We start from the raw sequence: 24,636 nt of genomic DNA on the forward strand, positions 1-24,636 counted from the left end.
CGCAACCGCTCGACCCGGATTGCCGAACCCGATGTCGCGGTGCCGGATCCGGTCAGCGCGGGTGCGGTGCTGGTCACGCGAAATTCCTCCGCAATTCCGCATTCGAGAAACACACATAGAAATGCGGTGCCACAGAATTCCTATGCTAATTTCCGGTCATCCATAAATCTCCGTCGCCAGGAAAGGCGCGATGACTTCACAATCCGTCGACATTCCGACCACCGACAAATCGTGGGCGGTCAAAGCCTGGATTCTGCAAGCCATCGCCTTCGTGCTGACCTTCGGCGCACCCACCGTTGTTGCCATCGTCTTGCTGGTGAACCGAACCGACCCGCAGTGGACCGGATTCCCCGCCAACGCCTACCGCATCGCGGGCTGGGCCGCCTTCCCCTTCGCCGCGCTGGCACTCTGGATCGCGCACCGCTGGCTGGGTCTGACCGGCACCGAACTCGGTCTGCGCGCAGGCCGACCGACCCGCGCGGGCTTCCTCGGCGCGATGGGCGCGGGCTACCTCACCATGTGGCTCGGCCTGCTCGGCCTCGGCACCTTCCCCGAATGGGTCACCGGCGAAGACGGCAACCCCATCGGCGCCATGTCCGCCTGGGACGGCGTGACCTGGAGTCTGCGCGCCGGATTGGTCGAGGAGACCATGCTGCTGGCATTGCCGATGGCCATCATGCTCCGGCTGCGCTGGTCCTGGCCCGCGCAGTTGGCGGTGCTCATGGCGCTGCGACTACCTTTCCATCTCTACTACGGCCCGGCCGCGATACTGATGGCCCTGATCTGGTGCGTCTTGCTGCGGTACGCATACATCCGCGTCCAGCTGATCTGGCCGTTCATCGCCGCGCACATCCTTTACGATCTGAACGTCGCGGTGGTTCCGATCGGCCCGCTCCGCGCGGCCATCACCCTCGCGATGCTGGTACTCGGCGGCATCGCCTTCCTGTCCTGGTGGCGCGAACGAGGTCGACACTCGTAGCGAATTTGCTCGCCGGTAGCCAACGGATGACAAACTGGCACGATGGCGGACACCTTGGCGATTGTGGAACCGGGCGCGGCCGAGCAGGGCCGGCGGGCGCGCAAGCGGGTCGGACGACGGACCCTGGGAGTGTGGGAGCCGCCCGCCGATCGCGCGGACCCGATCGCCGTGCTCGAACGCCAGGCCAAGACGCGGGTCGCCGAGCTGGTGCCGATCCGGTACGCCCGGATGGCCGCGGGCGAGTTCCCGTTCCTGCGTGGCGCGCCCGCGATCATGGCCGCCGACCTGGCCGCCTCCCCCAACACGGGCCTGACCGTCCAGCTGTGCGGTGACGCGCACCTGTCCAACTTCGGCCTGTTCGCCTCGCCGGAACGCGCACTCGTCTTCGACCTGAACGATTTCGACGAGACCCTGCCCGGCCCGTTCGAATGGGACGTCAAGCGCCTGGCGGCCAGCATCGCAGTGGCCGCGCGCGCCAACGGCTTCGCCGACACCGACGCCGAAACCGCGGTCGGCGCCGCGGCGCTGGCCTACCGGGAGGCGATGATCCGACTGTCCGGACTCGGCGAATTGGCCGTCTGGTACGAGAAGGTCGACGCCGACCAATTGGCGACGCTGGCCCAGAAACCCAAGCGCCGCAAGGGCGTCGAGCAAGCCCTCGCCGAGGCGCGGGCCAATACCAACCTGCAGGCCTTGGAGAAACTGACCGAGCCGGATGCCGACGGCGTCCCGCGCATCCGGCACCGTCCGCCCTTGCTCATCCCGATCGGCGAGATCGACGCCGCGACGATCCAGAAGGTGTTCAGCGACTATCGCCGCACCCTCGCCGAGGAACGCCAGGTGCTGCTCGACCGGCACGAGATGCTGGATCTGGCCATCAAAGTGGTCGGTGTCGGCAGCGTCGGCACTCGCTGCTTCATCGCGCTGCTGGCCGGGCGATTGAACGGCAGCCCGCTGTTCCTGCAGGTGAAAGAGGCCCAGCAGTCGGTGCTGGCGCCGCACACCGCGGCGAGCAAGTTCCGCAACCAGGGACATCGAGTCGTGCACGGGCAGCGGCTCACTCAGGCCGCGAGCGATATCTTCCTCGGCTGGGCGACCGGCCCGGATGACCGGCATTATTACTGGCGCCAGCTGCGCGACATGAAGGGTTCCCCCGACATCGAGGAAATGTCACGGTCCTACCTGCGCGACTACGCGGCACTGTGCGGCCACACCCTGGCCCGGGCGCACGCGCGCTCCGGCGACCGGGTCGCTATCGCGTCGTATCTCGGGTCGAGTGACACCTTCGATCGCGCGATGATCGATTTCGCCGTCGGCTATGCCGATCAGACCACCATCGATCACCAAACCCTGCTCGCCGCAATCGAATCCGGCCGAATCGTGGCGGCGAAGAAGGCGTACTGAGCGTCACCCCGCGCGCCGGGACCGATGCTCGGCCACATGCACCCGGTTCGAACACTGCGATGAGCAGAACCTGCGCCTGCCGTTGCGCGAGGTGTCGATGAAGACGGTGTCGCACCCGTCGCGGGCGCACCGGCCGATGCGGTTCGGGTCGTCGCAGAACAACGTGGCCAGGCCGACCGCGGTGTAGGCCTTGACTCGTTCGTCGACGGGTGCGGTCTCCTGGGCGAAGTGCAGGTGCGGCATCCGGTCGTCGTGCGTCGAGATATAGGGCTGACTGGTTGTTTTAGCGAGCAAGGCATTGAGCCGCTGGACCGTGGGGTCGTCGAACACCGCGCCGAGCTCACCGATCCACCGACGCAGCTCCGCATCCTGCGCCGCATTGAGCGTACCGATCGGTTTGTAATCCGCTGCGGCCAGCAACTTCCGCAAATCCTCGTCCCGACTCGCGTTCACCAGCCGAGCGGCCAGTTCGGCCGCCGCGCCACCGTAAGGGTTGAAATGCACTAGGTCATTACATCAGGCTGGGTCTATGGACCTGACCTGCCCCTCCTGTTCCTGGCCGACGCCGACGATCGTGTCCGCGCACGGCTCCGTCCGCTACCTGCGCTGTGTGTGCGGTCAGTGGCTGATCGCCGAGCATGGTCTCGTTGTGGCAACGACCGGAAACAGCTCGTTCGGTATGCGCGATATACCACTCAGAGGTGATGATCCCGAAAGGCCGTGCAGGGCCCGGTATTCGGGCTAGCCTCGATGGGCAGTCTCATGTGGAGGGTATTTCGACATGACCACGGCTACCGTCATTCGGCCGTTGGCACCGAGCGAGGAAATCTTTGCCGGTAGTGAGGTTCTCGTCGGCTACTCGATGCGACTGTCCGGTCGGTTGAACCTGGCGGCGCTGTCTGCCGCGTTCGACGCGGTGGTGCGCGCGTATCCGGCGCTCGGCGCGCATCTCGAGCCGGACGGGCGCGGCCACCTCCTCGTCGAATCACCCGGCAGCACACCGGAAATCACCGTCGTCGACGGCGATCCCGAACAGTTGCTGAGCGGCGCGCGGTTGGACCAGCGCTCGGCCCTCGCCGCGCTCTGCGTGGTCCGCGACGGGGACAGCACCGGGGTGACGCTGGTGACCCACCACAGCGTCGCGGACGCGTGCCACTCGCTCGCGGTGCTCGCCGAGCTGTGGTCCTGCTACACCGAGATCAGCGGCGGCCGCGCGCCGACGCTCACCTCGCATCGGTTTCCGGATGCGGTCGAGGACCTGCTACTAGAGCGGTGCGTCGAGAAGATGTCCGGCCTGCCGGTGTCCAGCAGGCCGTTGCTGGTCGCCGAATCACCAGGCCTCGCCGCCCCTGTCGCGGACGGCGAATCGTACCTACTACCGCTGACGGCACGCTGCCGTCTCACCAAGCGGGAGACCGCAGCCCTGGCCGACCTCGCCCACCGCGAGGGCACGACGATCAACGGGCTGGCCTCGGCCGCGATCCTGCTCACCGAGGCCGAGCTGCGCGAGCTGCCGCTGACCGAGCTGAGTTACACCTACTCGGTCGACCTGCGTAACCGGGTCTCCCCCGCGATCGGCCACACCGAGGGCACGAATGTCCTCGGCTTCGCCGACTTCGTGCCGACCCGCGACGCGGGCACCACGCTGATCGGCCTGGCCCGCGGCATCAGCGACGCCCTGCGCACCGGCCTGGCGAGCGGCGTCGTGCAGCAGACGCCGCTCCACATCCCCGACATCGCGTCCGGTCCGCCGCCGCGAGCTCCCGGCATCGTGCTGGCCACCAACTGGGGCCGAATCGATCGGCCGCGACTGCCGGAAGGATTGCGCATCAACGACTTTCGCACGGTGATGATCGCGAAGCCGGACAAGGCCGGGCATCGGCTGCAGCAGCCGAGCGGCACCATCATCATCAGCACCTTCGATGATCGGCTCAGTATCGAGATCCATCATCCGGTGGAGACCACCGCGCAGCAGCGGCGGCGGGTGCGTCTGCTGGCGTCGCATCTGGATGCGGTCCGCGAGGTCGGCGCCGCTTAGTCGCTTTCCCTTCTCGACGGCGATACCGCACTGAGACGTCTGTGAAATCCCTTGCGCGGATAGTGGTCGACGGCCGGAAATCCGATTGATCCGGCATGCGTGCCTGGCTTTGATCGCCGGTTGGCACGCGCTGATTCGTCACAGATTGAGGGGAGCTCTCTATGACCATATCTACTGTTGTCCGCCCACTGGCCCCGAGCGAGCAGATGTACGCGGCCGCCGGGGTCTATGTGGGTTACGCGGTTCAGGTGTCCGGGCGGTTGGATCTCGCGGCTTTGTCCGCGGCGTACGAGGCTATTGTGCGCGCCTTCCCCGTGCTGGGTGCGCGGCTGGAGCCGTCTGAGGACGGTGGCTTCCTCCTCATGAGCTCGACGGGCGCTGCGCCGGAAATCTCCGTGGTCGACGACGATTCCGGGCGGTTGGTGATCGATCAGAAATTCGATCAGCGGGTTGCGTTGAGCGCGGTGTGCGTGGTCCGCGACCGCGATACCGCGAGTGTGACGCTGCTGACGCATCACTGTGTGGCGGACGCCTACCACTCGTTGGCCGTGCTGGCCGAGTTGTGGTCGTGCTACACCGATGTCGTTGCCGGGCGTTCGCCCGAGCGCGCGGTGCACCCGTATCCGGTGTCTATCGAAGCGTTGCTGGCCGAGCGCGGTATCGAGAAAATGGCCGGTCCGGTTTCCGATAACCAGCCGACGGTTGCCACTACTTCGACCGAACCGGTCGACGACTGGTCGACCCCACCACAAGTCTCACGCTGCCACCTCTCGGTGGCCGAGACCGCGGCGCTGGTCGAGCTCGGGCATCGGGAAGGGGTAACGATCAACGGTCTGGTCTCGGCGGCAATTCTGTTGAGCGAAGCCGAGATTCGCGAACTCGCGCTAACGGACATCCGGTACATCTACCCGGTCGACCTACGCACCAGGATCACGCCGGCAGTCGGTCTGACCGAGGGCACCGATCTGCTCGGGTTCGCCACCTACGCCCCGACCGAGCCCATCGGGCTGGTCGAGCTCGCCCGCGGCATCTGCGAGTCGCTGTGGGCCGGATTGGCCGACGGCACCGTGCAGCAGACGCCGTTGCACATTCCCGACATGGCGGAGACCGTCACCGCGCCGGTGCCTGGCATGGTGATCGTGTCCAACTGGGGCCGGGTTCCGGATCTGCGGGCACCGGATAACTTGCGCATCACCGACTTTCGATCCACCGTCACCGCGACGGTGGACCCCGAGATGGGCCCGCCGCAGCAACCCGGCGGCGGCACCTGCATTCTCAGCACCTTCGGTGGTCGGCTGAGCATCGAGATCCATCACTTGGGATCGACTGCCGCGCAACAGCAACGACGCGCGGACAGCTACGCGGCGAAGCTACGCGGCGTCATCTCATAACCGGGGCAACAGTTCCGGCGCGAGCAAGAGCTGGGCCAGGCTTTCGGCGACCCAGTTCTCCGCGTCCGCGCCGGACCAGCCGCGGTCCTCGATGAGCGAGCGGTACACGTCATAGGTTGTGACCGCGTACAGGATGTCGGCCGCGCGCTCGGCCGTGAGGCCGGGGCGCAGCGTGTGCTTGGCCGCCAGTTCCGGGGTGATGTGCCGAGGTCCGTCGTAGCGGCCGCAGCACGCTTGCAGTCCGACATCGAGGACATGCCAACGCCCGCAGCAGTGGCCGGTGAGTTATTCGAAGTCCCCTTTTATCCATCCTAAATATAGCTGACCGAGTGCCGAAAAACATCGGCACTCGGGATGATGTTTCCGCAGGTGGTCCTGCCTAATCTGGTGACCTCTACCCGGACAATCGCTGTGCGGAGGAATCTTGGAAACCTTGACGAATACGGTCATGTGCCGGGTCCTCGGACCGATCGAGGTCGAGATCGACGGCGTTCCGGTCGATCTGCGTGGGGCGCGGCCGCGTCAGCTGCTCGCCGCGCTGTCGTTCGCAGCGGGCGCGTCCGTCTCGAACGAGGTTCTTGCCGAATACCTTTGGGGCCGTGCGGCGCTCGATCAGCCGAGCGCCAACGTACGGGTCGTTGTGCATCGCTTGCGGGCCGCGCTCGGGCCGCACTCCGGTCGCATCCTCGAGCTCGACCGATGCGGCTATCGGTTGGCGCTCCCGCCAGAGCACACCGATCATGGGCAGTTCGCTGACCTGGTCGGCGCGGGAATGCGGGCGTTGCTCGACGGTCGGGCAGCCGAGGCGGTGGAAACGCTGCGCACGGGACTGGCTCTGTGGCACGGACAGCCGTGGGTCGAGCTCGGGGACTCGCCGGAGGTGCTCGGCGCGCGGGCGAAACTGGTTGAGTTGCGTGAGTTGGCGGTCGAGGAGTTACAGGCCGCCCGGTTGGCGTGCGGGGATACTGCCGAGGCCGTCGCGGCGTTGAGCGAGGCCGTCATTCAGGCGCCGTACCGCGAGCGACGGTGGGAACTGTTGGCCGTCGGCCTGTTTCGCAGCGGTCGGCAGGCGGACGCGCTGGCGGAGCTGCGTAAGGTCCGGCAGGTGCTGCGGGAGCAGGTCGGTGTCGAACCGGGGCCCGCTCTGCGTGAGCTGGAGCGTCGGCTGCTCGACCATGATCCGGGGCTGCTGCTGCGAGAAAGGTCGATCCAGGCCGGCGGCCGAGCCGCCGGAAATCTCGTGCGCGGGTTCCGGACCTATCCCGTCGCACGGCAGGCCAGTTGATCAGGACGATCCGGCGGTGGCGCCGGAGACGAGCATCGACATCACCCAGGCGAAGGCCTGGCCGAGGATCGTCATCCAGTCGCCTACATTGAACGAACCCATCGCGAATGTCTTTCTGGTTGTGTGAGTTTCAGCGTGCGCCTGCGTCAGGTCGGACCTCGTCGCCCGCGGCGGTGAGGTCGCAGGAGTGGTCGTTGCTGAGGTTGCCGCCGGTGGAGAGGATGATCGCGAACACCTTCTTGCAGTTCTGTTCGCCGAGCCCTGCGGTGTTCTGCGCGATGGTCGAACCGCGCAGGATCAGGTGGCCCATACCGGGATTGACGGCATCGGTGAACTGATACGGCAAGGTGTCGAGGTAACCGGGGGCGATGTTGATGCCACCGCCGCCCTCATCGGCGCTGTTCCCTAGGACAAGTGTGTCGATGAGCACCACCTCGCCGACACCGCGGATGTCGAGTCCGCCACCGCGGCCCGCGAATCCGCCGAATCGGTACCACTTGGCATGCGGGTTCACCACGTGGTTGTCGGTGATCTCGGTGCGGGTGAAGGTGCAGGTGTTGTCACAGCGGACTCCCCCGGCCTCGCCCGCCGCATTGGCGGTGATGATGGTGTCGGTGGCCTTCATGTCGGCGACCGGGATGTTGAAGATGCCGCCGCCGTAGTCGGCGGCGTTCCCGGTGACCGTCACATGATCGAGAATCAGCTTGCCGGAGTTGGCGATTCCGCCGCCACCGGTCTCGAACAGCGGGATCTCGTGCTCGGTCGCATTGCCGCCGGTGATGGTCAGGCCGGAGATCGAGACATGCGCCGTGGTCAGCACGACGCGGTCCCGGTGTCCGGCATCGAGGATCGTGCGATCCTGTCCCGCGCCTTCGATGGTGGTGTCGGCGTTGACATCGAGGTCACCGGTGGCCGGATCGATCAAGGGCCCGTTGGTGTTCCAGAAGTTCGGCGGAATGGTCAGCACATACCGCCCTTCCGGCACCCGAATAGTGCTGCCCGGCCGGACATTCGCCGCCTGCACCGCGGCCCGCAGCGTGCACGCACCGGAGTCGGTGCGGCACTGACCGTCGAACGGATTCGCCGCCGCCCCATCGGCGGTAGTCGTCACAGTGAACACTTCGGGCGACGCCGACCCGGTATCGGCCGTCGCGGGCGCCCCGCACAGCACACCGAGAAATACGGCACCGATCATCGAGATAGACGAGACCTTCATCTGACCAACCACTCTCGGCACGACAACTCCGGATCGAGACGGCACCTATCCGGCGCGCTGTCTCAGTCGTCTCGGTTCTAACAGAACCAAAACCCGTGCCGTGGTGGGTCGACCAGTTCCTTCGCAATTGCACAATTCCCCTGGGCGTGTCGACAGCAGCGTTCTTTCAGCGCAGCAGAGATCGTGCCGTCGGTGCCAGGAGGAGCTGTTCGGCCGGACCGGATAGCCGCTTCACCAGCTGCGGGTACACGTCCTCGGTCCACGCCGTCGACACTGTAAGGCGGTCGAGATGCTCGGCGCGCCGGTCGGCGTTGTCGAACAGTGCGAACCACACGAACACCGACTCCTCGCGGATCGGAAGCGCCGCAAAGGTATTCGGCGCCGGATCGGTCACGTAGCAGGCGATCGGCGAGGCACCGGACCCCGCGAGAATCGGTCGAACTCGGTCGTCGAAGAATTCGGTGAACTCCGCAGGACGCGTGTCGAGGTAGTAGATCGTGGCCAGCACTCGCGATTCGGGCAGATCCGTCGCGTGCACGCCGGGACGGCCGCCCGGCAACCTGAACCCGGAGGCAGGTGCGGCGGGCTGCAGCAGTAGCGCGTTGTCGGTGTCGACCATCGTCGCCCGCGCTGCGGGAGCGTGTGTCCGCCAAGCCGTCCCGTCCACGTAGAAGGCGGTCAACGCGGCACCGCGGGTGGCCAGGTCCGGAAAAGCGCGGAGCCAGACGAACCGATCCGGGTCGTCTTCGTCGCGGAACTGCGCGACGATACGCATGCCGACAGCCTCCTGCGACTCGACCAGCTCGCGATCGAACAGCTCGATCAGCACGTCCCGCGTCCCCGGACGGAGCGTGTACTGCCTGAGTTCGACTACCGGCCAAACATTTTCAGTCATCCGATCAGCGTGCCAGCAGGCACCGACAAAGCCGTATTCAGTGGCGGGCCGTTCCTGTCGGCCTTGGCCGAGTAGACGCGGAGAACGGATACGGCGGAGTGCTCTTGCCCATGATGCGGTATCGGTTCCAGAGGTCGCGGTCGCCGACCACGGCGGGGCGGGCGTCGTCGCCGGTGCGGACGACGCAGGCGGTGCGTTGTTCGTCGCCGAGTACCGCGGTGAGGGTGTCATTGGCGTCGACTCGGCCGACCCAGCGGTAGACGCCGTCGGTGGGCTCGGGGTAGCCCCGGATCTCCAGGTGGACCGGCACTTCCACGCCGCGGACGACCAGCGTTCCGGCGCCGTAGTAGTCGGCGCCGTCGTGCGGGCTGCGGTCGGCTGCGCTGCGTTGCGCCATGGCGTCCACCTTTTCGGAGCTGAGCAAATCCGTGTCTCAGACAATCTTGACAATACCGACCAGTGGTTCCAGACTCAAGGGTGTCGGTACCAGCGGTACCGGATACACATTTCACGATCGTGCGCCGTTGCGGGTCGAGGCCGGTGACGCACGCGCGCGCACCGGAAGAGAGCCGAGCACGATGGGAACGCCGAGCCCTGAGCCGATCGAATTCCATTCGCCCACCACTACTTCGGGCGCTCCGGTGCGCCGTCGGCGCACCGTCACCGACCGCAAGCTCAGTGCCAGGCGGCTACTGCTCGATGCCGCGGCGGAGACCTACGACGGTGACCTCGACATCGATTGGTCGGCGCCGATCGATCCCGAAAAACGCTGGCTGCCCGACCATCTCAGCACCATTCACGACACCTGGCTGTGGCACAGGATGGGTACCGAACAGCGCACCACGCTCGCCAAATACGAGCTCGCCAATCTACTGACGCTGGCCGTCTACGCCGACGCCGCCCGGTCCATGCTGTTGTTCCGCGAAATCATCGAGACCTCCGGCCCGGCCGACGACGAGACCCGCGCCGCGCTCGCCAGCATCCACGCCGACAGCCGCACTATGGCCATGTTCGCCAGGATGGTGCACAAGAGTGGCCTGGCCCCCTACCGACGGCCGGTACTCGCCCAGGTGGTGTCCCGGCTGGTGCTGTTGATGCCGAAGAACACCGCGACCTCGGCAGTGACCCTGTTGATCCAGCAGGCCATGTACGACTTGGCCGCGACGATCGCCGACGATCCCGATATCCAGCCGCATCTGCGCCAGCTGATGAAGATCCATCGGGTCGCGGCGCAACGCAACCTGGCCTACGCCCAGGACGAGCTGATCGCCGAAATCGATGAGCACGGCCGGATTTCCAACGCGATGGCCGCGCTCTGGACCGCGGCGGCGACCAGCGTGCTCTATCCGGCACTCATCGCGCCACGCCCCTATCGCGCGGCAGGCGTGCGCGCCAGGCACGCACTGCCCACCGCCCTGCTCAGCCCGCACTATGCCGACTCGGCCCGCACCTTCACTGAATCCTTTGTGCGCCAAGGCGTTCAGGTCGGACTGTTCGGCGGCCCGCTGACCACCACCATTCTCCGGCTCGGCCGCGTCTGGCCCGGCTCCACCTCGAGGAGGCAGCGATGACCACCCAAGACACCACGCCAACCCAGCGGCATGCGGTCAGCACCGCGGGCATGTCGACCACCCGCGGCAAGAACGTCGGCGACCGGCAGAAGACCGCCCAGCGCCTGCTGCGCTCGGCGGCCGACCGCGCCTACGACGGCGAGGTCGACATCAACTGGGACGCCCCGCTCGACCCGGACAAGAAGTGGATGCTCGATCATCGGCAGACGCTGTACGGCACGTACCTGTGGGACCGGCTCACCGAGGAGCAGCGCCGCACCCTCGGCATGCACGAGGCGGTCAGCGCGCTGAGCTTCGGGATCATCGTGGAGTCCGGCCTTTCCGCATTTCTGCTGCGCCAGTTCCTCGAGCACGGAGACCCAGGCGACGACCACAGCCGGTACGCGCTGGCCGAAGTCGGCGAGGAGACACGGCATTCCACGATGTTCAGCAGGCTCATCAACAAGTCGGGTCTGCCCGCCTATCAGCCGTTCGTGCCCAAGGCGCTGTTCAAGGCGGTGCGGCTGATCGGCCTCGTGCCGATGGGCCCGGCCACCATGGGCGGGCTGCTGTTGGTCGAGGAGACGCTGGACCGGTTGCAGCGGGAGAACATGGACGATCCGCGCATTCAGCCACATATGCGCCAGCTCAACAAGATTCACGTGTTGGAAGAGGCGCGGCACATCACCTATGCCCGTGAGGAGCTGGTGCGCCAGATCGCCAAGCACGGCAAGGTGGTGAATGCGGCCCATCGGCTGGTGTTCTCGGTGCTGGTGTTCGGGATTCAACCCGCCATCGTGACGCCGCGGGTCTACCGCTCGGTCGGCATCCACCCGCTGCACGGGCTGGCCGTCGCGCTGCTGAACCCGAACTACCGGGAGAACGCCAAGTTCGCCGGGGAGATGCTGCTGCGCTACGGCTACGAGGTCGGGTTGGTGCGCGGCGCGGTCAGCACCCGGATCCTGCGACTGGCCAGGGCGCTGCCCGACGACATCGTGGCCGAGCTGTCGCGGACGGCGTGACGATGGCCGAACCGGATACCGCCGCGCCGCTACCGGCGGCGACCGCGAATACCCATGTGCACGAGCTGCAAATCGTCGAGGTGATCCGCGAGACCGCCGACGCCGTCTCGCTGGTCTTCGAGGTGCCCGACCCGCTGGTGCCGCGATTCCGCCATCGCCCAGGGCAATTCCTCACGCTGCGCATCCCGAGCGAACAGACCGGCTCGGTCGCCCGCTGCTATTCGCTGTCCAGTTCACCGCATCTCGACGACGATCTGATCATCACCGTGAAGCGCACCGAAGGCGGCTATGCGTCGAACTGGCTGTGCGACAACGCCGTTCCCGGCCTGCGGGTGACCACCTTGTCCCCGTCCGGTGTCTTCACGCCTAAGTCGCTCGACGCCGACCTGCTGATGATCGCCGCGGGCAGCGGCATCACGCCGGTCATGTCGATCATCAAGTCCGCCTTGATCGCAGGCACCGGCACCATCTATCTGTTCTACGCCAATCGCGATGCACCTTCGGTCATCTTCGGCACCGAACTCGCGGACATGATGACCGAGTACCCGGATCGACTCATCGTCGACCACTGGCTGGAGTCGGCCATGGGCCTGCCCACCGCCGAGGCGCTGACCGAGCGCCTCTGGCCGTACACCGGCTTCGATGCTTTCCTTTGCGGGCCAACGGCATTCATGAACACCGCCAGATCCGCGATGATCGCCGCGGGGATGACCGATCGGCACGTGCATACCGAGATATACCAGTCACTGACCGGTGATCCCTTCGCGGAGATCGTGATCACCCACGACGATGCCGAAACACCGGCCACCGCAACGGTGGAACTCGACGGTCGCCGCCTGGAGCTGCCCTGGCCACGCCACACCCCGCTCCTCGACGTCCTGCTCGCCAGCGGATACGACGCGCCCTACTCCTGTCGTGAGGGCGCGTGCAGTGCCTGCGCCTGCACCGTCCGCTCCGGCGAGGTCCGGATGCTCCGCAACGACACCCTGGTCGACGCCGACCTCGCCGTCGGCCTCACCCTCGCCTGCCAATCCGTCCCGCTCACCGACCACGTCGACATCGCCTTCGACCAATAGGACCGATCATGGCGGACCCCGCCGACGACTACGACTATCAGGGCTCGGCGACCGTCACCGTCGACGGCACCGACATCACCGTCGAGCTCACCCTGCGCGGGCACTTCCAGGGCCTCGACGGAATCTACCGCTGGTACGGGCGAATTCGGCCGAATCCGGAACTCGCCGCCGCCGTGGGTGACCTGGCGGACGCGCAGGTCAGCACCGCGTTCGGCACGGTGCCCGCCGTCATCGGCGACCTCGACTTCTGGGGCCGCTACCGCATTTCCGGTCGCAGCACACCGCCGTTCTTCGTGCCGAAGAGCCTGGCCGAGATCGACGGCCCGCGATCAGTACACTGAACCGCCCGGCAGCACAACAACTTCCGCCGCCATGTCTGCCGCAAGCTCAGTCCAGTTGCGCGCGATGAACGCCCGGAACGATCCGGCCTCGCGGCCGGTCACGTCCGGCACCACCGACGTGACACGGTCTTCGGCACCACGCCGGATCTCGTCATCGAGTCCGGCGAGGAAGGCCGCATAGTCGGCGGGCACGCCGGATTCGCGGACCAGCGCGGCGAATTCGGCGACGCCGACCGACTCATGCCGCACCAGCCGCCCGGTCTCCTCGGCAATGATCGCGGCGGCCTGCGCGTAACTCAACGTCTCCGGTCCGGTGATCACGTGATCGGTGTTGTGCGGCAACGGATCCAGCAGCGCGCGTACGGCCACGGCGGCGATGTCCTCCGCGTCGACGAAGGCCACCCGGCCGTCACCGGTCGCGGTGACGATCTCCCCCGTGGCTCGAATGCCAACGGCCACCGGGTGTCCGCCGACGAAGTTCTGCATGAACCAGGACGGCCGCAGCACCGCCCATTCCGGCACCGCGTCGCGCACCAGGCCGTACAGCCTGCCGAGCCCCGGCGTCTGGTCGGTGATCGCCGACGAGCCGAGCAGCACCACTCGCCGTACACCGGCCCGCACCGCCTGGGTCAGAAAGGGTTCCACGATCAGCGCCGGATCGGTCGCGCCGATCGGCGGGACCAGGTAGATGCCGTCCGCTCCGGCCAATGCTGGCCCGTATGTCTCGGAGTCGTGCCATTCGAATCGAATCTGTTTGTCGCCCAGTGGGTTCCGGCTGGCGATCCGTACCTCGGCCCCCGCCGCGGCCAGTCCCGCGGCGACTCTGCTTCCGGTCTTCCCGGTGCCACCGGTGACCAGGATGGTCGGCTCGCTCATAGATTTCCCTCCGTAGCGCCGAACGATGCGAGCTCACCGGCGCCACCGAGCGCTTCGGCGGCGGCGAGTGGATTCCAGTAGTCGCGGTAATGCACGATCTCGCCCGCGCGCACGGTGATCACCGCGATATAGCGCATCCGGTACGGCCGCCCGGTCCGCACCGCGACACCTTCCGCCGCGAACTCGACCACGACGACCTCCGGGTCTGCCGTCACGTGCACGGTCGGCGCATCGATCGCACGGATATCGAGCTGCTCCGGGTAGTCACGCAGGTAGTCCTCGATGGCCGCGCGACCGGTCACCTCGGACGGGTATCCGGGCGGCGCGAAGGGAAATTCGACGCTCCCCCGCGCTGCCCAGAGCCCCGCGAACCCGACCATGTCCTTGGCCAGCAGCAGCCGTAAGGCCTCGTCGACCACCTCGGCCGGCGTGCGTACCGATTCGGGCATCAGACCCTCCACTTCATTTGGACGATACGGTACCGTCCCATCCAAATATAGACGGGACGGTACCGTCTCGTCCATTCCGTATACTGACCCGCATGCCCGAGAAGCCCCGACGCACACCCACCGGTGCCGCGGTCCTGCAACCGCAGATCACCACCGCCGTCACCGAGGCGGTGATGGCAGAACTCGCCACGAACGGCTACGCCAGGCTGTCGATGGAGGCGGTGGCCAAACGCGCGGGCGCGGGCAAGAGCGCCCTCTATCGACGCTGGCCCTCGAAACAGGACATGGTGATCGCGGTGCTCGCCGAATTCAGCGTCGAGCTGGCCGAATTCGCCGACACCGGTGCGCTGCGCACCGATCTCATGGCATCGCTACGCGCACTGCACGAGTGGCTCACCCACTCGACAATGGCGACGATCCTGCCGGATCTCACCGCCGAGGCAGGCCGCAATCCCGTACTGGCGGAAGCGGTCCGGACGACCATCGGCGAACCACGGCGCGCACTGGGCACCCAGCTGCTGCGTCGGGCCATCGAGCGCGAGGAGCTACCCGCCGATACCGATGTCGAAATGGCGCTGGATCTTATTGCCGGGACGATGTTTTGGCGATTGAACGTCCGGCACGCCGAAGAAGGACCGGACTACCTCGACCGACTGGCCGACCACCTGCTGCGCGCACTGAACGCCCGCTGAAGCACTGTCACCGCTGCCGGAACCGCGACTCGCGCATGCCCTGCGCGGCCTTGTTGCGATACATGGCCGTATCGGCCGCATGCATGAGTTGATCTGGGGCAGTGGGTACATCGTCGAGGAAGACGGTGCCGATGCTCGCGGCGACGGTCACCAGATGCCCCTCCACCGCCATCGGCTCGACCAGCGCCCGCGACAGCCAGCCGGACACCTCGTCCAATTTCCCTGCCCCCGTACACTTTTCGATCAGCACGATGAACTCGTCGCCGCCGAGGCGCGCGACGAGTCCGTCGACCGGCTCGACGGCCGCGCGTAGTCGCTGCCCGACCACCCGAAGTACCTTGTCCCCCACCGTGTGTCCCCACACATCGTTGATCTCCTTGAACCCGTCGAGGTCGAGGTAACAGACGCCGATCGGGGGGCTGGCGTTCGCCAGCCGATCGAAGAACAGGGTGCGGTTGGGCAGGCCGGTGAGGCTGTCGTGGTTGGCGTCGTGCCACAGCCGGTCGGCCAGCTGCTTGCGTTCGGTGATGTCGACCGCCACCCCGATCAGGAACCGCACCTGCCCGGCGCTGTCGCGCACGGCCGACATCGACAGGTCGATGGTGGTGACGGTGCCGTCCGGGCGCAGGTGATCGGTCTCCAACCGGAAGCGGTCGGACACGCCGCTCAGCAGCCCCTGCAACTCGGCGAAGGCGTACCCGATGTTGGCCGGGCCGAGCAGGTCGGCGACCGACCGGCCCGGCATGAGTTCCACTGGCAGACCGAGCATTTCGGCCATCGCGACGTTCGAGTCGAGCACCCGCCCGGCCACATCGATGGTGCCGATACCGACCGAGGCGCCCGCGAAGACGGCGGCGAACCTGGCCTCCGACAGCTGCCGTTTGGCCTCGGCCTCCTGCGCGGCCGCGAGCGTCGCGACCAGGGTGGCTTCCTGTTCGGCCAACGCCGCCGTCCGCAGCGCCGCCGTGAAGCCTGCCGCGAATTCGGCGGCGGCGACCACCGCGCGGTCGCGGATGCGCTCGTAGTTCGGTTCGGTCCTGGTCGGGCAGAGGTCGGCCACCAGGTCGTGGCAGATCACCACCACCGAACGACTGACCGCCACCGCGTCCCGATAATTCGCCGCGACCAGCACCGAGGCGGCCTCGCGAGCGACGCTGAGCTCGGCCAGGCCGAGCACAACCGCTTCGAGCGCCTCACCGAGCCCGGCGAGCATGGCCTCGATCTGAGTCCGCGTGAGGGTGGGGGCCACGGCGCCATCGAGCGCCTCGGCCCACCGCATCGCTAGCTCATGCGACCCCACTCAGGGACCCCCTGCTGGTTCGTGTTCGCGCTTCAGACCTTTCGACCGACGCCGGCCAGACCGAGTGACCGGCCCGGTGCCTCGTGCAGATCCCGCTCGGACTCCGGGCGCCAGACCGGCAGCTCGACCACGCCGGGCTCGATCAGGTCCCATCCATCGAACATAGCGACGATTCCGTCGCGATTGCGGAAATGGATGCCAACTCGACTCTCATCCGTTGCGTGGGCGCCTAATTTGCCCGCGTCCTCGGGACGCATCTCGGAGGTGAGGTGCGAAATGGCGACGTAGCTGCCCGGTTCGACGGCGGCGCGCAGGTCAGCGACCTTCTTGATGGGCTCGTCGCCGTCCGAGAGCAGGTGCAGCACCGCGACCAAGAGCAGACCAACCGGTTGGTCGAAATCGATCAGTCCGGTATCACTCGCCCGGTCGAGCAGCTCGGCGGGCTTGCGCAGGTCGGCCTCGATGGCGGCGGCCCGGCTGTTGCCCTGCAGGATCGCGCGCGCATGCGCCGCGGCCACCGGGTCGATGTCCACGTACAGCACCCGAATTTCGGGGTCGATGCCCTGCACGACCTCGTGCACATTGCCTGCGGTCGGGATCCCCGACCCGATGTCGAGGAATTGGCGGATGCCGGAATCGGCCAGGAAGCGCACCGCCCGGCGCAGGAACGCCCGATTGCTCAGCGCCAGGCGCGGCAGATCGGGCACCAGGTTCTTGGCCATCTCGGCGGCCCTGCGGTCGATGTCGAAATTGTGCGAGCCACCGAGCAGTGCGTCGTACATCCGTGCCGGGCTCGCCTGCTGCATATCCACGCCTTCGGGTGCCCACGCCGGCCTGTCCATCGAAACCCCTTTTAATTGCTCGCGCTCGAAAACACCGTCATTGCGATCGGCCGACCCACTCGAGTGTCGTGTGCTTGATCACCCGAACGGTGGTCTGAGCATAGTAGTCGGCTTTGGTGACCAGCGGGAAGATCACGTCTGACCGTGGTTGGCCCGCACCCGGTTTCAGCTGCGGATCCGGGCCAGCGTCTGCACGGGATCGGTCAGCACATCGGTGAAGGCGAGCTCCGCCGCGCCGAGCAAGGTCGCGTCGCCGCCGAGCGCCGAGGTGCGCAACCGCACCCGTTCGCGGACCGCGAGCAGGCCGTCGACCGCCACCCGGCTGCGCACCTGGGCCGCCGAGGCGAGGTAGATCTCGCGCAGCACGCCGCCGAAGACGACCATCGACGGGTTGAAGATGTTGACCAGGTTGGCGACGCCGTAGCCCAGCCAGTCCCCCACCTGGTGCAGCGCGTCCCTGGCCGTCGAGTCGCCGCGGGCCGCGTCCTCCACGATCGCCTCGACCGCGGCCCGGCCGGCCGGATCGGTGCGCCCGGCGGCGGCGATCAGACCGAGTTCGCCCGCCTCGACCTCGAGACAGCCGCGCGATCCGCACGCGCAGGCCCGCCCGTCCCGGTTGACGATCATGTGGCCGACCTCGCCCGCGTAGCCGCCCTCGCCGCCGAGCAGCTGGCCGCCCATGATGATGCCCGCGCCGATGCCGACGTCGCCGTGCAGGTAGATCAGGTCGGACAGGCCGGCGGCGACACCGCGTTCACGTTCGGCGAGCGCGCCGAGGTTGGCGTTGTTGCCAACCGCGACGCGCAGGCCGAGGTCGAGTTCCCGAGTCAGGCTGGCGCCGAACGGCACATCGACCCAGCCGATGTTCGGTCCGTAGCGGACGACGCCGTCCTCCTCCCGCACCATCCCGCAGAACGCCACGCCGACGCCGACGCACACGGCATCGCGGGTGGCCTTGCCGATCATCTCGCGGGCCATGCTCGCCAGCGTGGTGATCACGTCGTCCGGGTCGAAAGTGCCACGCGGACGGACGGTTTCGACCTGGTCGAGGACCGATCCGCCGAGCCCGACCCTGGCCGCGGCGAGCCGGTCGGCGCCGACGTCGAGCGCGACGACGTAGACGCGATCCGATTCCGGCCGCACCACCAGCGAGGGACGGCCCGCCTTGCCGGTCTGGCCCGGCAGTTCCTCGCGCACCAGACCGACCGCGGCGAGATCGGCGGTCAACGCCAGAATGGTGCTGCGGTTCAGCCCCATTCGCTCCGCGAGCGTGGCCCGCGAGACCGGACCGCCGCGATGGACGTGCCGGAGCAACACAGCCAGATTGCTCTTGCGGATCTCATCGGGAGAGGGGGCTGCTCGCATTCACCGTCCTTCGCTGCCGGGTGGGGTTACCTACGGAGTAGCGTGCGCTTTCGGGACAAGGCGTCTACGCCGGCCGCCAAGAGCAGCACGAATCCTGTCACAACGAATTTCGTGCCCGCGCTGTAGCCCATCAGGCCCATGCCGTTGTCGATCACCGCGACCACCGCGGCGCCGAGGACCGCGTCCAGCATGCGGCCGCGACCGCCGAACAGACTGGTGCCGCCGATGACCGCCGCGCCGACCGCGAGGAGCAGGACGCTGCTGCCGCCGGTGTTCGGGTCGACGGAGTTGGCGCGGGAGGCCGCGACCAGGCCACCGACCGCGGCCATCGTCGAACACAGCACGAAGGCAGTGATTTTCACGCGATCCACCGTGATGCCCGCCCGCCGCGCGGCTTCGGCGTTGCCGCCGACCGCGTAGATGTGCCTGCCGAAGGACGTGCGGTTGAGCACAAAGGTCCACAGCAGCAACAGGATCGCGATCAGCGGGACCACGATCGGCATGCCCTTGAGCGAGTGCAGTTCCGGGTTGCGGCTGCGTTCGCCGTTGAGCACCAGCACCGCGATGCCGAGCACCACCGCGACGCCGACGATCCGCGCCACGATCACCGGCGCGGTCTCGCCGGTGAGCCCGAGTTTGTTGCGGGCCCGCAGTTTTCGGTACTGCAGGAACGCGAACCCGACCACCAGCACGAGGTACATCAGCCAGCCGATCAGCGGCGGGACGTTCTTGTTCGCGATGGCGAGAATGGTGTCGTCACGGATGGAGATGTTGCGGCCGTTGTCCATGATCTTCAGCGCGACCCCTTGCAGCGCAAGGAAAGCCGCGAGCGTCACCACGAACGACGGTATGCCGATCTTCACCACGATGGTGCCGATGATCAACCCGATCAGCACGCCGGTGAGCAGCGACGCCACTACCGCCAGGTACCAGGGCCAGCCGCGGTCGGTGAGCAATACCGCCAGCACCGCCGCGCAGACGCCGCTGGTGAATCCGGCCGACAGGTCGATCTCGCCGAGCAGCAGCACGAAGATCAGGCCCATCGCGATCACCGCGATCGCCGCGCCCTGGGTGAACAGGTTCGCGAAGTTGGCCTCGGACATGAAGACCGGGCGCGCGGCCCAGAAGACGCAGGACAGGATGATCAGGGCGAGCACGGAGGGTAGCGCGCCCATGTCACCGCTGCGCACCCGTCCGACATAGGTGTTCACTAAATCGGAAACCGGTGCGGTAGTAGGTTTTTCGGTAAGCACGGCGCTCATCCTTTTACTCCATTCGCGTCCAGGCCCAGTGCGCCGCTGCGGCCCGCCGTAATCAGTTCGACGACCTGGCCGTGGGTCACATCGGAGGTCCGGACCTGGGCGGCCATCCGCCCCAGGTACAGCGCCGCGATCCGATCCGAGACCGCGAAGACGTCGTTCATGTTGTGCGAGATCAGCACCACCGCGAGACCTCGATCGGCCAAGCGGCGCACCAGCTCCAGCACCTGCTGGGTCTGCTGCACGCCGAGCGCGGCGGTCGGCTCGTCCAGGATCACCACCTTGCTGTTCCACAGCACGGCCTTCGCGATCGCGACGGTCTGCCGCTGGCCGCCGGACAGGCTGGACACCTGCTGCCGGACGCTCTTGACGGTCCGAACGGACAGGCTCGCCAAGGTCTTTCCGGCCAGCTCCTCCATCGCGTACTCGTCGAGCACGATGCCGTTTTTGCGCTCGCGACCGAGGAACATGTTCTGGACGATGTCGAGGTTGTCGCAGAGCGCGAGGTCCTGGTACACGATCTCGATGCCGAGCGCGCCCGCGTCGCGTGGGCTGTGCACCTGAACGGGGTTGCCCTCGAACAGGAATTCGCCCGCATCGATCGGATGGGTGCCGCCGATGCATTTGACGAGCGTGGACTTTCCGGCCCCGTTGTCGCCGACCAACGCCGTAACCTCACCCGCGTAGGCGCTGAAAGCGACGTCGTGCAGGACGTGAACCGGCCCGAAACTCTTTTCTAGGCCGCGTAATTCGACTACCGGCGTATCACTCATGAGTACTGCTCCTGAGAAGGGAGCCCCGTCCGCCGTCCCCTCATCGAAACGGCGGAAGGGGCTGGGTCGATCAGATGCCGTTGTCCGCGCAGAGTTTCGCGATCTCGCCGGTGCACAGCTCAGCCTTGGTGACATAGCCGTCCGCCACAACGTCTTTCACCTGCTGGATGTAGATCGGCTTGGGCTCCAACAACACCGACGGCACGTCGGTCTTCGCCTCGGGATCCTGCACCTTGCCGTTCGCCTGACCCGGCTGGCCCTTGGTCAGCCCGATGGCCAGTTCGGCCGCCGCCTCGGCTTCCTTCTTGATCGCCTTGTACACGGTCAGGCACTGATCGCCCTTCAGGACGTTCTGCAGGCCCTGCACCGTGGCGTCCTGGCCGCTCACCGGAACCTGGCCGTTGAGCTTCTGCTTCTTCAGCACCGCGATCGCGGCGTTGGCGAGTCCGTCGTTGGCGGCCACCACGCCGCCGATGTTCGGCGTGCCGGTGAGCATCTGCTCGAAGATGGTGCCCGCCTGGGTGTTATCCCATTCCGGGACGGCCTGGTCCGGGCCCTTCACGAACTGGCCCGCGTCGAACTTCGGCTTCAGCACGCCGTCGTAGCCGGTCTTCAGCAGCGTGGCGTTGTTGTCGGTCGGGCCGCCGTTGAGGTAGGCGACAACCGGCTTGACCGCGTTCTTGTCCGTCAGGCACTTGGCCACGCCCTCGCCGAGCAGGCTGCCGACCTTCACATTGTCGAACGACACGTAGAACTGGGCGCCGCCGCCGAGGGTGAGCCGGTCGTAGTCGATGACCGTGACGCCCTGCGCCTTGGCCTTCTGGATCACGGCCTTGCCGGTGCCACTGTCCAGGTTCGTCATCAGCAGTACCGAGGCGCCGTTGGTCATCATCTGATCGGCGATCGTCTGGAAGGCGGTCTTGTCGCCCTGCGCGTTCTGGATGTCGGCCTTGACGCCCGCCGAATCGAAGGCCTGCTGCAGGTACTTGCGGTCCGCGGTCTCCCAGCGGGCCGAGGTCTTGCTGTCCGGCAGGATCACCCCGATCTTGGCGCCGCCACCTCCTGAGCTTTTCGAGTCGTCACCACAAGCAGTCAAAGTCAACGAGGTAAGCACGGCGACCGAGACAGCCGCAACGCCGAGAATGCCCTTACGCATGAGGGGGCCTTTCGTGGAACCACCGCCCCGGGAGTGCCAGGACGGTCGAGGTCGAGCGAATGTTGTTCGCTGCAACATATTCGACTGTGACCCACAGCACAACCTGTTCTAGCGACCAATTTGTTGTTCGAGATAACAATCAGGACACGTGAGCATGTGCTCACATCCGGCTCGGGGCCGGGTGGCATGGCGTCGGCTCGACTGCCGAGATCGACTGCCTAGCTGTCCGCGGCGAGGGCGGCGGCCAGGTTTCGGGCTTCGCGCAGCCAGGTGCTGCGCTGCTGTTCGGTGGAGTCGGTCACCGTGCGGAATACCTTGCGCCGCACGTCTTCCACGCCGATGTAGGGCAGTACGCAGGACGCCCAGATCTGCTGCAGTGGGTCGCCGAAGACGTCGCGCTCGCGGTCCTCGGTGGTGTCGGAGGTGTTGAGTATCAGGGCGCGCTTGGCATGCAGTAGTCCGATCGGTTCTCCAGCCGCGTCGGTCAGCTTGTATGCGACGGCCGGGGTGAGCACCCGCTGCACCCAGCCCGTCAGGATCGCGGGCGGCATGCCCCACCAGTTCGGATGCACGAAGATCAGGGCATCGAGCTCGGTGAGTTCGTCCTGGTACCGCCGAACCTGCTCGTCGTTCGACTGCGTCCCGTCGACGGTCTCGGTCTCCTGCGCGGCCAGCATCGGATCGAAGCCCTCCGCATACAGATCGTGCGACACAACCTCGACCGCTTGTCCCCGTAACTCGTCGATCACCGCATCGAAGAGGGCTTTGTTGAAACTGTCGGCCTGGGGATGGGCCAGGTACACCGCGATACGCATGCCGATCACTGTGCCTGCGAGACGCCTTGCTGGACAATCCTATTCAGCACGGCCTCACGGGGATTCTCGACGCAGCACCGCCTGATATTCCCACGCGTCCCAGAGCGGATGAGTGGTCGAATACCGCTGGTCCGTCCGGAGTTCCGCGCCGTCGAGTTCCATTCGCTCTACGGCAAGGCCGGTGCCCTCGGCCAACAGCAGCAGATCGGCGGGCGAATAGCAGCGCCCGAACTGGTCGAGCGCCTCGTCCTCCTTGTCGACCGGCCACCACCTGTCGCTGAAACGGCTGGATATCGGGTCGTAGTCATTGAAGTTCGCCAGGTCGACGACGTACTCCTCCTGGTCGATCTCGCCTGCGACCCGAGCCCATTTCCACGGGCTGAACACATCGACGATCATCGTGCCGCCCGGCCGCAGCCATTCGCCGCTGACCCGGCGCAGCAACCTGCGCTGGTCGGCGTCACTACCGACACCGAAGCCGTTCCAATAGACCACACAGTCGAACTGCTCATCGAATTCGACCTGATAGAAATCGCCTTCGACGATCCGCAGGTCGCGCCCGGCGACCTCGGCCGCGCGTTCTGTCGCCTGCCGCGCGCGCACCGAGCTGAGTTCCACCGCGACCACGGAGTAGCCGAGATCCGCCATCACCACCGCGGTTGTCCCACTGCCCGCGCCCAATTCGAGGACACGTTCGACGCCATCACCCGCCAGCCGCGCGATAGACGCGGCGCGCCGCCGATCCGACTCCTGCACGGTCTGCGGACCCCACCACATCGGCGCGGTCTCGAAGAACTGCTTTACCCAATCCATGAATAGTTCCCCCGGGTCAGACGATCACCGGCCCGCTTACCCCCAGGCCGATTCGGTACCTCTCGGATCCTGCCCGATGTTCGGCCACACGGAAAGGGCAATACCGAGAGACCTGTTGGTCCGGGTTGCCTCGGCCTAGCTCAGGCGACGTGCGGCAGGACCTCGGCGGTGATCCGTTCCATCTGCGCGGCCGAGTCGAAAAGTGGGTTGATCAGGATCATTTCGGCCCCGGCCGCAGCCACCGCGCGCAGTTCCTGAATACAGGTCTCCGGTGGTCCGCAGACGGCGACCGGCAGCAAAGTCTTACCGAAGTCACCGTATTGGGAGATCAGTGCCTCGGTCATCCGGCGCTGTGCGCGATCCACGTCGTCATCCACCGCGATATAGACGCGCTTCGCAATGGGGAAATCCGCTGCCTCCCTGCCGTTCTCGGCGAGCGCCGCACGAACAACCGGGACCTGCTCGGCGAACTTCGCCGTCGTCGTGGACCCAGCCCCGAAGAACCCGTCCCCCTGCCGAACCGCCCGCCGCAACGCAGCAGGCTTACTACCACCGAACCACAAAGGCGGATAAGGCTTCTGAAACGGCTTCGGCTCCATCGCGGCGCCATCCAACTGCCAGAACTCCCCCTCGATATCCACCTCCGGCTGAGTCCACAGCGCCTTCATCACCCGCAACCCCTCATTGAACCGCCGCACCAAATTATCCGCAGGATCAACACCAAAAGCCGAAAACGCCCGCCCCCTCCCCCCGATCCCCACCCCAACCTCGAGCCGCCCCCGACTCAACTGATCCACCGTCGCGATCCGCTTCGCCAAATGCACCGGATTGTGCAACGGCGTAACAAACACCGCACACCCCAACCGCAACCGCTCATTACAAGCCGCCGCAAACGCCAACATCTCCAACGGACTAGAACCAGGCGCCGCCCCCAACACCTGCTCCGTCATCCACGCACTCTCGAACCCGAGCTCCTCCGCCCGCCCCAGATACTCCCGAAGCTCCTCCGGCTGGAAGGCCCCGTCGGCGGCATGCTGCGGAATCGAGATTGCGTATCGCATACTCCTGACCCTAACTCCGCAAGCCGACGACGTCTGCG

General features: G+C 66.7%; 25 protein-coding genes. 10 read left to right on the forward strand and 15 right to left on the reverse strand.

Going from position 1 to position 24,636, the window contains the following annotated elements; all coding sequences use genetic code 11:
- The first annotated feature begins 190 nt into the window (after positions 1–190).
- Positions 191–979, forward strand: a complete 789-nt coding sequence (locus ACIBK2_RS42320) for a CPBP family intramembrane glutamic endopeptidase (RefSeq protein WP_396976281.1) — start codon at positions 191–193, stop codon at positions 977–979.
- A gap of 42 nt (positions 980–1,021) precedes the next feature.
- Positions 1,022–2,383 carry a DUF2252 domain-containing protein gene (locus tag ACIBK2_RS42325; RefSeq protein WP_396976283.1) on the forward strand — a complete coding sequence of 454 codons (1,362 nt, stop codon included), beginning with the start codon at positions 1,022–1,024 and terminating at the stop codon, positions 2,381–2,383.
- A gap of 3 nt (positions 2,384–2,386) precedes the next feature.
- On the opposite strand, the gene ACIBK2_RS42330 is transcribed toward ACIBK2_RS42325, so the two are convergent.
- Positions 2,387–2,887: a CGNR zinc finger domain-containing protein gene (locus ACIBK2_RS42330; RefSeq protein ID WP_396976285.1), complete on the reverse strand. Its 501-nt coding sequence runs from the start codon at positions 2,885–2,887 to the stop codon at positions 2,387–2,389.
- A 277-nt stretch (positions 2,888–3,164) separates the two neighbouring features.
- Here ACIBK2_RS42330 and ACIBK2_RS42335 point away from each other — a divergent pair, with 277 nt between their 5' ends.
- The 3 genes from ACIBK2_RS42335 (at position 3,165) to ACIBK2_RS42345 (ending at position 7,097) form a co-directional block, all read left to right on the forward strand.
- Positions 3,165–4,421 (forward strand): hypothetical protein, encoded by a 1,257-nt coding sequence (locus ACIBK2_RS42335; RefSeq protein WP_396976287.1) that lies wholly within the window; start codon positions 3,165–3,167, stop codon positions 4,419–4,421.
- 161 nt (positions 4,422–4,582) lie between these two features.
- A complete protein-coding gene (locus ACIBK2_RS42340; protein WP_396976289.1) occupies positions 4,583–5,812 on the forward strand; it encodes a hypothetical protein in 1,230 nt (409 codons plus the stop codon).
- Between the two features lie 424 nt (positions 5,813–6,236).
- Positions 6,237–7,097 (forward strand): BTAD domain-containing putative transcriptional regulator, encoded by an 861-nt coding sequence (locus ACIBK2_RS42345; RefSeq protein ID WP_396976291.1) that lies wholly within the window; start codon positions 6,237–6,239, stop codon positions 7,095–7,097.
- Positions 7,098–7,227: 130 nt separating this feature from the next.
- On the opposite strand, the gene ACIBK2_RS42350 is transcribed toward ACIBK2_RS42345, so the two are convergent.
- The 3 genes from ACIBK2_RS42350 to ACIBK2_RS42360 form a co-directional block, all read right to left on the reverse strand.
- Positions 7,228–8,313, reverse strand: a complete 1,086-nt coding sequence (locus ACIBK2_RS42350) for a CSLREA domain-containing protein (RefSeq protein WP_396976293.1) — start codon at positions 8,311–8,313, stop codon at positions 7,228–7,230.
- 166 nt (positions 8,314–8,479) lie between these two features.
- Positions 8,480–9,208 carry an NIPSNAP family protein gene (locus tag ACIBK2_RS42355; protein ID WP_396976295.1) on the reverse strand — a complete coding sequence of 243 codons (729 nt, stop codon included), beginning with the start codon at positions 9,206–9,208 and terminating at the stop codon, positions 8,480–8,482.
- 37 nt (positions 9,209–9,245) lie between these two features.
- Positions 9,246–9,605: a DUF4873 domain-containing protein gene (locus ACIBK2_RS42360; RefSeq protein WP_396976297.1), complete on the reverse strand. Its 360-nt coding sequence runs from the start codon at positions 9,603–9,605 to the stop codon at positions 9,246–9,248.
- 181 nt (positions 9,606–9,786) lie between these two features.
- Here ACIBK2_RS42360 and ACIBK2_RS42365 point away from each other — a divergent pair, with 181 nt between their 5' ends.
- The 4 genes from ACIBK2_RS42365 to ACIBK2_RS42380 are packed head-to-tail and all read left to right on the forward strand — an operon-like array spanning position 9,787 to position 13,197.
- Positions 9,787–10,779: a diiron oxygenase gene (locus ACIBK2_RS42365; RefSeq protein ID WP_396976299.1), complete on the forward strand. Its 993-nt coding sequence runs from the start codon at positions 9,787–9,789 to the stop codon at positions 10,777–10,779.
- Entirely contained in the window at positions 10,776–11,780 is a 1,005-nt protein-coding gene (locus tag ACIBK2_RS42370) for a diiron oxygenase (RefSeq protein WP_396976301.1), read from the forward strand. Before ACIBK2_RS42365 ends, ACIBK2_RS42370 begins: the two co-directional genes overlap by 4 nt.
- A 2-nt stretch (positions 11,781–11,782) precedes the next feature.
- Positions 11,783–12,856, forward strand: coding sequence for a 2Fe-2S iron-sulfur cluster-binding protein (locus tag ACIBK2_RS42375; protein ID WP_396976303.1), 1,074 nt, complete (start codon positions 11,783–11,785; stop codon positions 12,854–12,856).
- A gap of 8 nt (positions 12,857–12,864) precedes the next feature.
- A complete protein-coding gene (locus ACIBK2_RS42380; RefSeq protein ID WP_396976305.1) occupies positions 12,865–13,197 on the forward strand; it encodes a DUF4873 domain-containing protein in 333 nt (110 codons plus the stop codon).
- Here the strand turns inward: ACIBK2_RS42380 and ACIBK2_RS42385 are convergent.
- Both ACIBK2_RS42385 and ACIBK2_RS42390 read right to left on the reverse strand, forming a co-directional pair.
- Entirely contained in the window at positions 13,186–14,073 is an 888-nt protein-coding gene (locus ACIBK2_RS42385; RefSeq protein WP_396976307.1) for an NmrA family NAD(P)-binding protein, read from the reverse strand. The genes ACIBK2_RS42380 and ACIBK2_RS42385 overlap by 12 nt on opposite strands.
- On the reverse strand, positions 14,070–14,522 hold the full coding sequence (locus tag ACIBK2_RS42390) for a nuclear transport factor 2 family protein (protein ID WP_396976309.1): 453 nt from the start codon (positions 14,520–14,522) through the stop codon (positions 14,070–14,072). The genes ACIBK2_RS42385 and ACIBK2_RS42390 overlap by 4 nt, the downstream gene beginning before the upstream one ends.
- A gap of 92 nt (positions 14,523–14,614) precedes the next feature.
- Here ACIBK2_RS42390 and ACIBK2_RS42395 point away from each other — a divergent pair, with 92 nt between their 5' ends.
- Positions 14,615–15,214 carry a TetR/AcrR family transcriptional regulator gene (locus ACIBK2_RS42395; RefSeq protein WP_396976311.1) on the forward strand — a complete coding sequence of 200 codons (600 nt, stop codon included), beginning with the start codon at positions 14,615–14,617 and terminating at the stop codon, positions 15,212–15,214.
- Between the two features lie 7 nt (positions 15,215–15,221).
- Here ACIBK2_RS42395 and ACIBK2_RS42400 read toward each other — a convergent pair whose 3' ends face one another.
- The 9 genes from ACIBK2_RS42400 to ACIBK2_RS42440 all read right to left on the reverse strand — a co-directional run bounded on the left by ACIBK2_RS42400 (position 15,222) and on the right by ACIBK2_RS42440 (position 24,598).
- Entirely contained in the window at positions 15,222–16,493 is a 1,272-nt protein-coding gene (locus ACIBK2_RS42400; protein WP_396976314.1) for a diguanylate cyclase domain-containing protein, read from the reverse strand.
- Between the two features lie 53 nt (positions 16,494–16,546).
- Positions 16,547–17,356: an SAM-dependent methyltransferase gene (locus tag ACIBK2_RS42405; protein ID WP_396976316.1), complete on the reverse strand. Its 810-nt coding sequence runs from the start codon at positions 17,354–17,356 to the stop codon at positions 16,547–16,549.
- A gap of 165 nt (positions 17,357–17,521) precedes the next feature.
- A complete protein-coding gene (locus ACIBK2_RS42410; protein WP_396976318.1) occupies positions 17,522–18,721 on the reverse strand; it encodes an ROK family protein in 1,200 nt (399 codons plus the stop codon).
- 26 nt (positions 18,722–18,747) lie between these two features.
- Positions 18,748–19,983 (reverse strand): sugar ABC transporter permease, encoded by a 1,236-nt coding sequence (locus ACIBK2_RS42415; RefSeq protein ID WP_396976320.1) that lies wholly within the window; start codon positions 19,981–19,983, stop codon positions 18,748–18,750.
- Positions 19,980–20,753: an ATP-binding cassette domain-containing protein gene (locus ACIBK2_RS42420; protein WP_396976322.1), complete on the reverse strand. Its 774-nt coding sequence runs from the start codon at positions 20,751–20,753 to the stop codon at positions 19,980–19,982. The genes ACIBK2_RS42415 and ACIBK2_RS42420 overlap by 4 nt, the downstream gene beginning before the upstream one ends.
- Before the next feature lie 70 nt (positions 20,754–20,823).
- Complete coding sequence (locus ACIBK2_RS42425; protein WP_396976324.1) at positions 20,824–21,909, reverse strand: sugar ABC transporter substrate-binding protein; 1,086 nt, start codon at positions 21,907–21,909, stop codon at positions 20,824–20,826.
- A 218-nt stretch (positions 21,910–22,127) separates the two neighbouring features.
- The gene (locus tag ACIBK2_RS42430; RefSeq protein WP_396976326.1) at positions 22,128–22,724 is read right to left on the reverse strand and encodes an NAD(P)H-dependent oxidoreductase; all 597 of its coding nucleotides are present in this window, start codon (positions 22,722–22,724) and stop codon (positions 22,128–22,130) included.
- A gap of 54 nt (positions 22,725–22,778) precedes the next feature.
- Positions 22,779–23,537 carry a class I SAM-dependent methyltransferase gene (locus tag ACIBK2_RS42435; RefSeq protein ID WP_396976329.1) on the reverse strand — a complete coding sequence of 253 codons (759 nt, stop codon included), beginning with the start codon at positions 23,535–23,537 and terminating at the stop codon, positions 22,779–22,781.
- Positions 23,538–23,677: 140 nt separating this feature from the next.
- Complete coding sequence (locus ACIBK2_RS42440) at positions 23,678–24,598, reverse strand: LLM class flavin-dependent oxidoreductase (RefSeq protein ID WP_396976331.1); 921 nt, start codon at positions 24,596–24,598, stop codon at positions 23,678–23,680.
- Positions 24,599–24,636 lie beyond the last annotated feature (38 nt).

Origin of the sequence: Nocardia sp. NPDC050175, from assembly GCF_044459885.1 — a bacterium.
Lineage (GTDB): Bacteria > Actinomycetota > Actinomycetes > Mycobacteriales > Mycobacteriaceae > Nocardia.

Excerpts from the sequence above, each read along its gene's own strand:
- ACIBK2_RS42320 (WP_396976281.1), top strand. The coding sequence starts at position 191 with ATGACTTCACAATCCGTCGACATTCCGACCACCGACAAATCGTGGGCG.
- ACIBK2_RS42325 (WP_396976283.1), top strand. The coding sequence starts at position 1,022 with ATGGCGGACACCTTGGCGATTGTGGAACCGGGCGCGGCCGAGCAGGGC.
- ACIBK2_RS42335 (WP_396976287.1), top strand. The coding sequence starts at position 3,165 with ATGACCACGGCTACCGTCATTCGGCCGTTGGCACCGAGCGAGGAAATC.
- ACIBK2_RS42340 (WP_396976289.1), top strand. The coding sequence starts at position 4,583 with ATGACCATATCTACTGTTGTCCGCCCACTGGCCCCGAGCGAGCAGATG.
- ACIBK2_RS42350 (WP_396976293.1), bottom strand. The coding sequence starts at position 8,313 with ATGAAGGTCTCGTCTATCTCGATGATCGGTGCCGTATTTCTCGGTGTG.
- ACIBK2_RS42355 (WP_396976295.1), bottom strand. The coding sequence starts at position 9,208 with ATGACTGAAAATGTTTGGCCGGTAGTCGAACTCAGGCAGTACACGCTC.
- ACIBK2_RS42360 (WP_396976297.1), bottom strand. The coding sequence starts at position 9,605 with ATGGCGCAACGCAGCGCAGCCGACCGCAGCCCGCACGACGGCGCCGAC.
- ACIBK2_RS42365 (WP_396976299.1), top strand. The coding sequence starts at position 9,787 with ATGGGAACGCCGAGCCCTGAGCCGATCGAATTCCATTCGCCCACCACT.
- ACIBK2_RS42370 (WP_396976301.1), top strand. The coding sequence starts at position 10,776 with ATGACCACCCAAGACACCACGCCAACCCAGCGGCATGCGGTCAGCACC.
- ACIBK2_RS42375 (WP_396976303.1), top strand. The coding sequence starts at position 11,783 with ATGGCCGAACCGGATACCGCCGCGCCGCTACCGGCGGCGACCGCGAAT.
- ACIBK2_RS42380 (WP_396976305.1), top strand. The coding sequence starts at position 12,865 with ATGGCGGACCCCGCCGACGACTACGACTATCAGGGCTCGGCGACCGTC.
- ACIBK2_RS42385 (WP_396976307.1), bottom strand. The coding sequence starts at position 14,073 with ATGAGCGAGCCGACCATCCTGGTCACCGGTGGCACCGGGAAGACCGGA.
- ACIBK2_RS42390 (WP_396976309.1), bottom strand. The coding sequence starts at position 14,522 with ATGCCCGAATCGGTACGCACGCCGGCCGAGGTGGTCGACGAGGCCTTA.
- ACIBK2_RS42395 (WP_396976311.1), top strand. The coding sequence starts at position 14,615 with ATGCCCGAGAAGCCCCGACGCACACCCACCGGTGCCGCGGTCCTGCAA.
- ACIBK2_RS42400 (WP_396976314.1), bottom strand. The coding sequence starts at position 16,493 with ATGCGGTGGGCCGAGGCGCTCGATGGCGCCGTGGCCCCCACCCTCACG.
- ACIBK2_RS42405 (WP_396976316.1), bottom strand. The coding sequence starts at position 17,356 with ATGGACAGGCCGGCGTGGGCACCCGAAGGCGTGGATATGCAGCAGGCG.
- ACIBK2_RS42410 (WP_396976318.1), bottom strand. The coding sequence starts at position 18,721 with ATGCGAGCAGCCCCCTCTCCCGATGAGATCCGCAAGAGCAATCTGGCT.
- ACIBK2_RS42415 (WP_396976320.1), bottom strand. The coding sequence starts at position 19,983 with ATGAGCGCCGTGCTTACCGAAAAACCTACTACCGCACCGGTTTCCGAT.
- ACIBK2_RS42420 (WP_396976322.1), bottom strand. The coding sequence starts at position 20,753 with ATGAGTGATACGCCGGTAGTCGAATTACGCGGCCTAGAAAAGAGTTTC.
- ACIBK2_RS42425 (WP_396976324.1), bottom strand. The coding sequence starts at position 21,909 with ATGCGTAAGGGCATTCTCGGCGTTGCGGCTGTCTCGGTCGCCGTGCTT.
- ACIBK2_RS42430 (WP_396976326.1), bottom strand. The coding sequence starts at position 22,724 with ATGCGTATCGCGGTGTACCTGGCCCATCCCCAGGCCGACAGTTTCAAC.
- ACIBK2_RS42435 (WP_396976329.1), bottom strand. The coding sequence starts at position 23,537 with ATGGATTGGGTAAAGCAGTTCTTCGAGACCGCGCCGATGTGGTGGGGT.
- ACIBK2_RS42440 (WP_396976331.1), bottom strand. The coding sequence starts at position 24,598 with ATGCGATACGCAATCTCGATTCCGCAGCATGCCGCCGACGGGGCCTTC.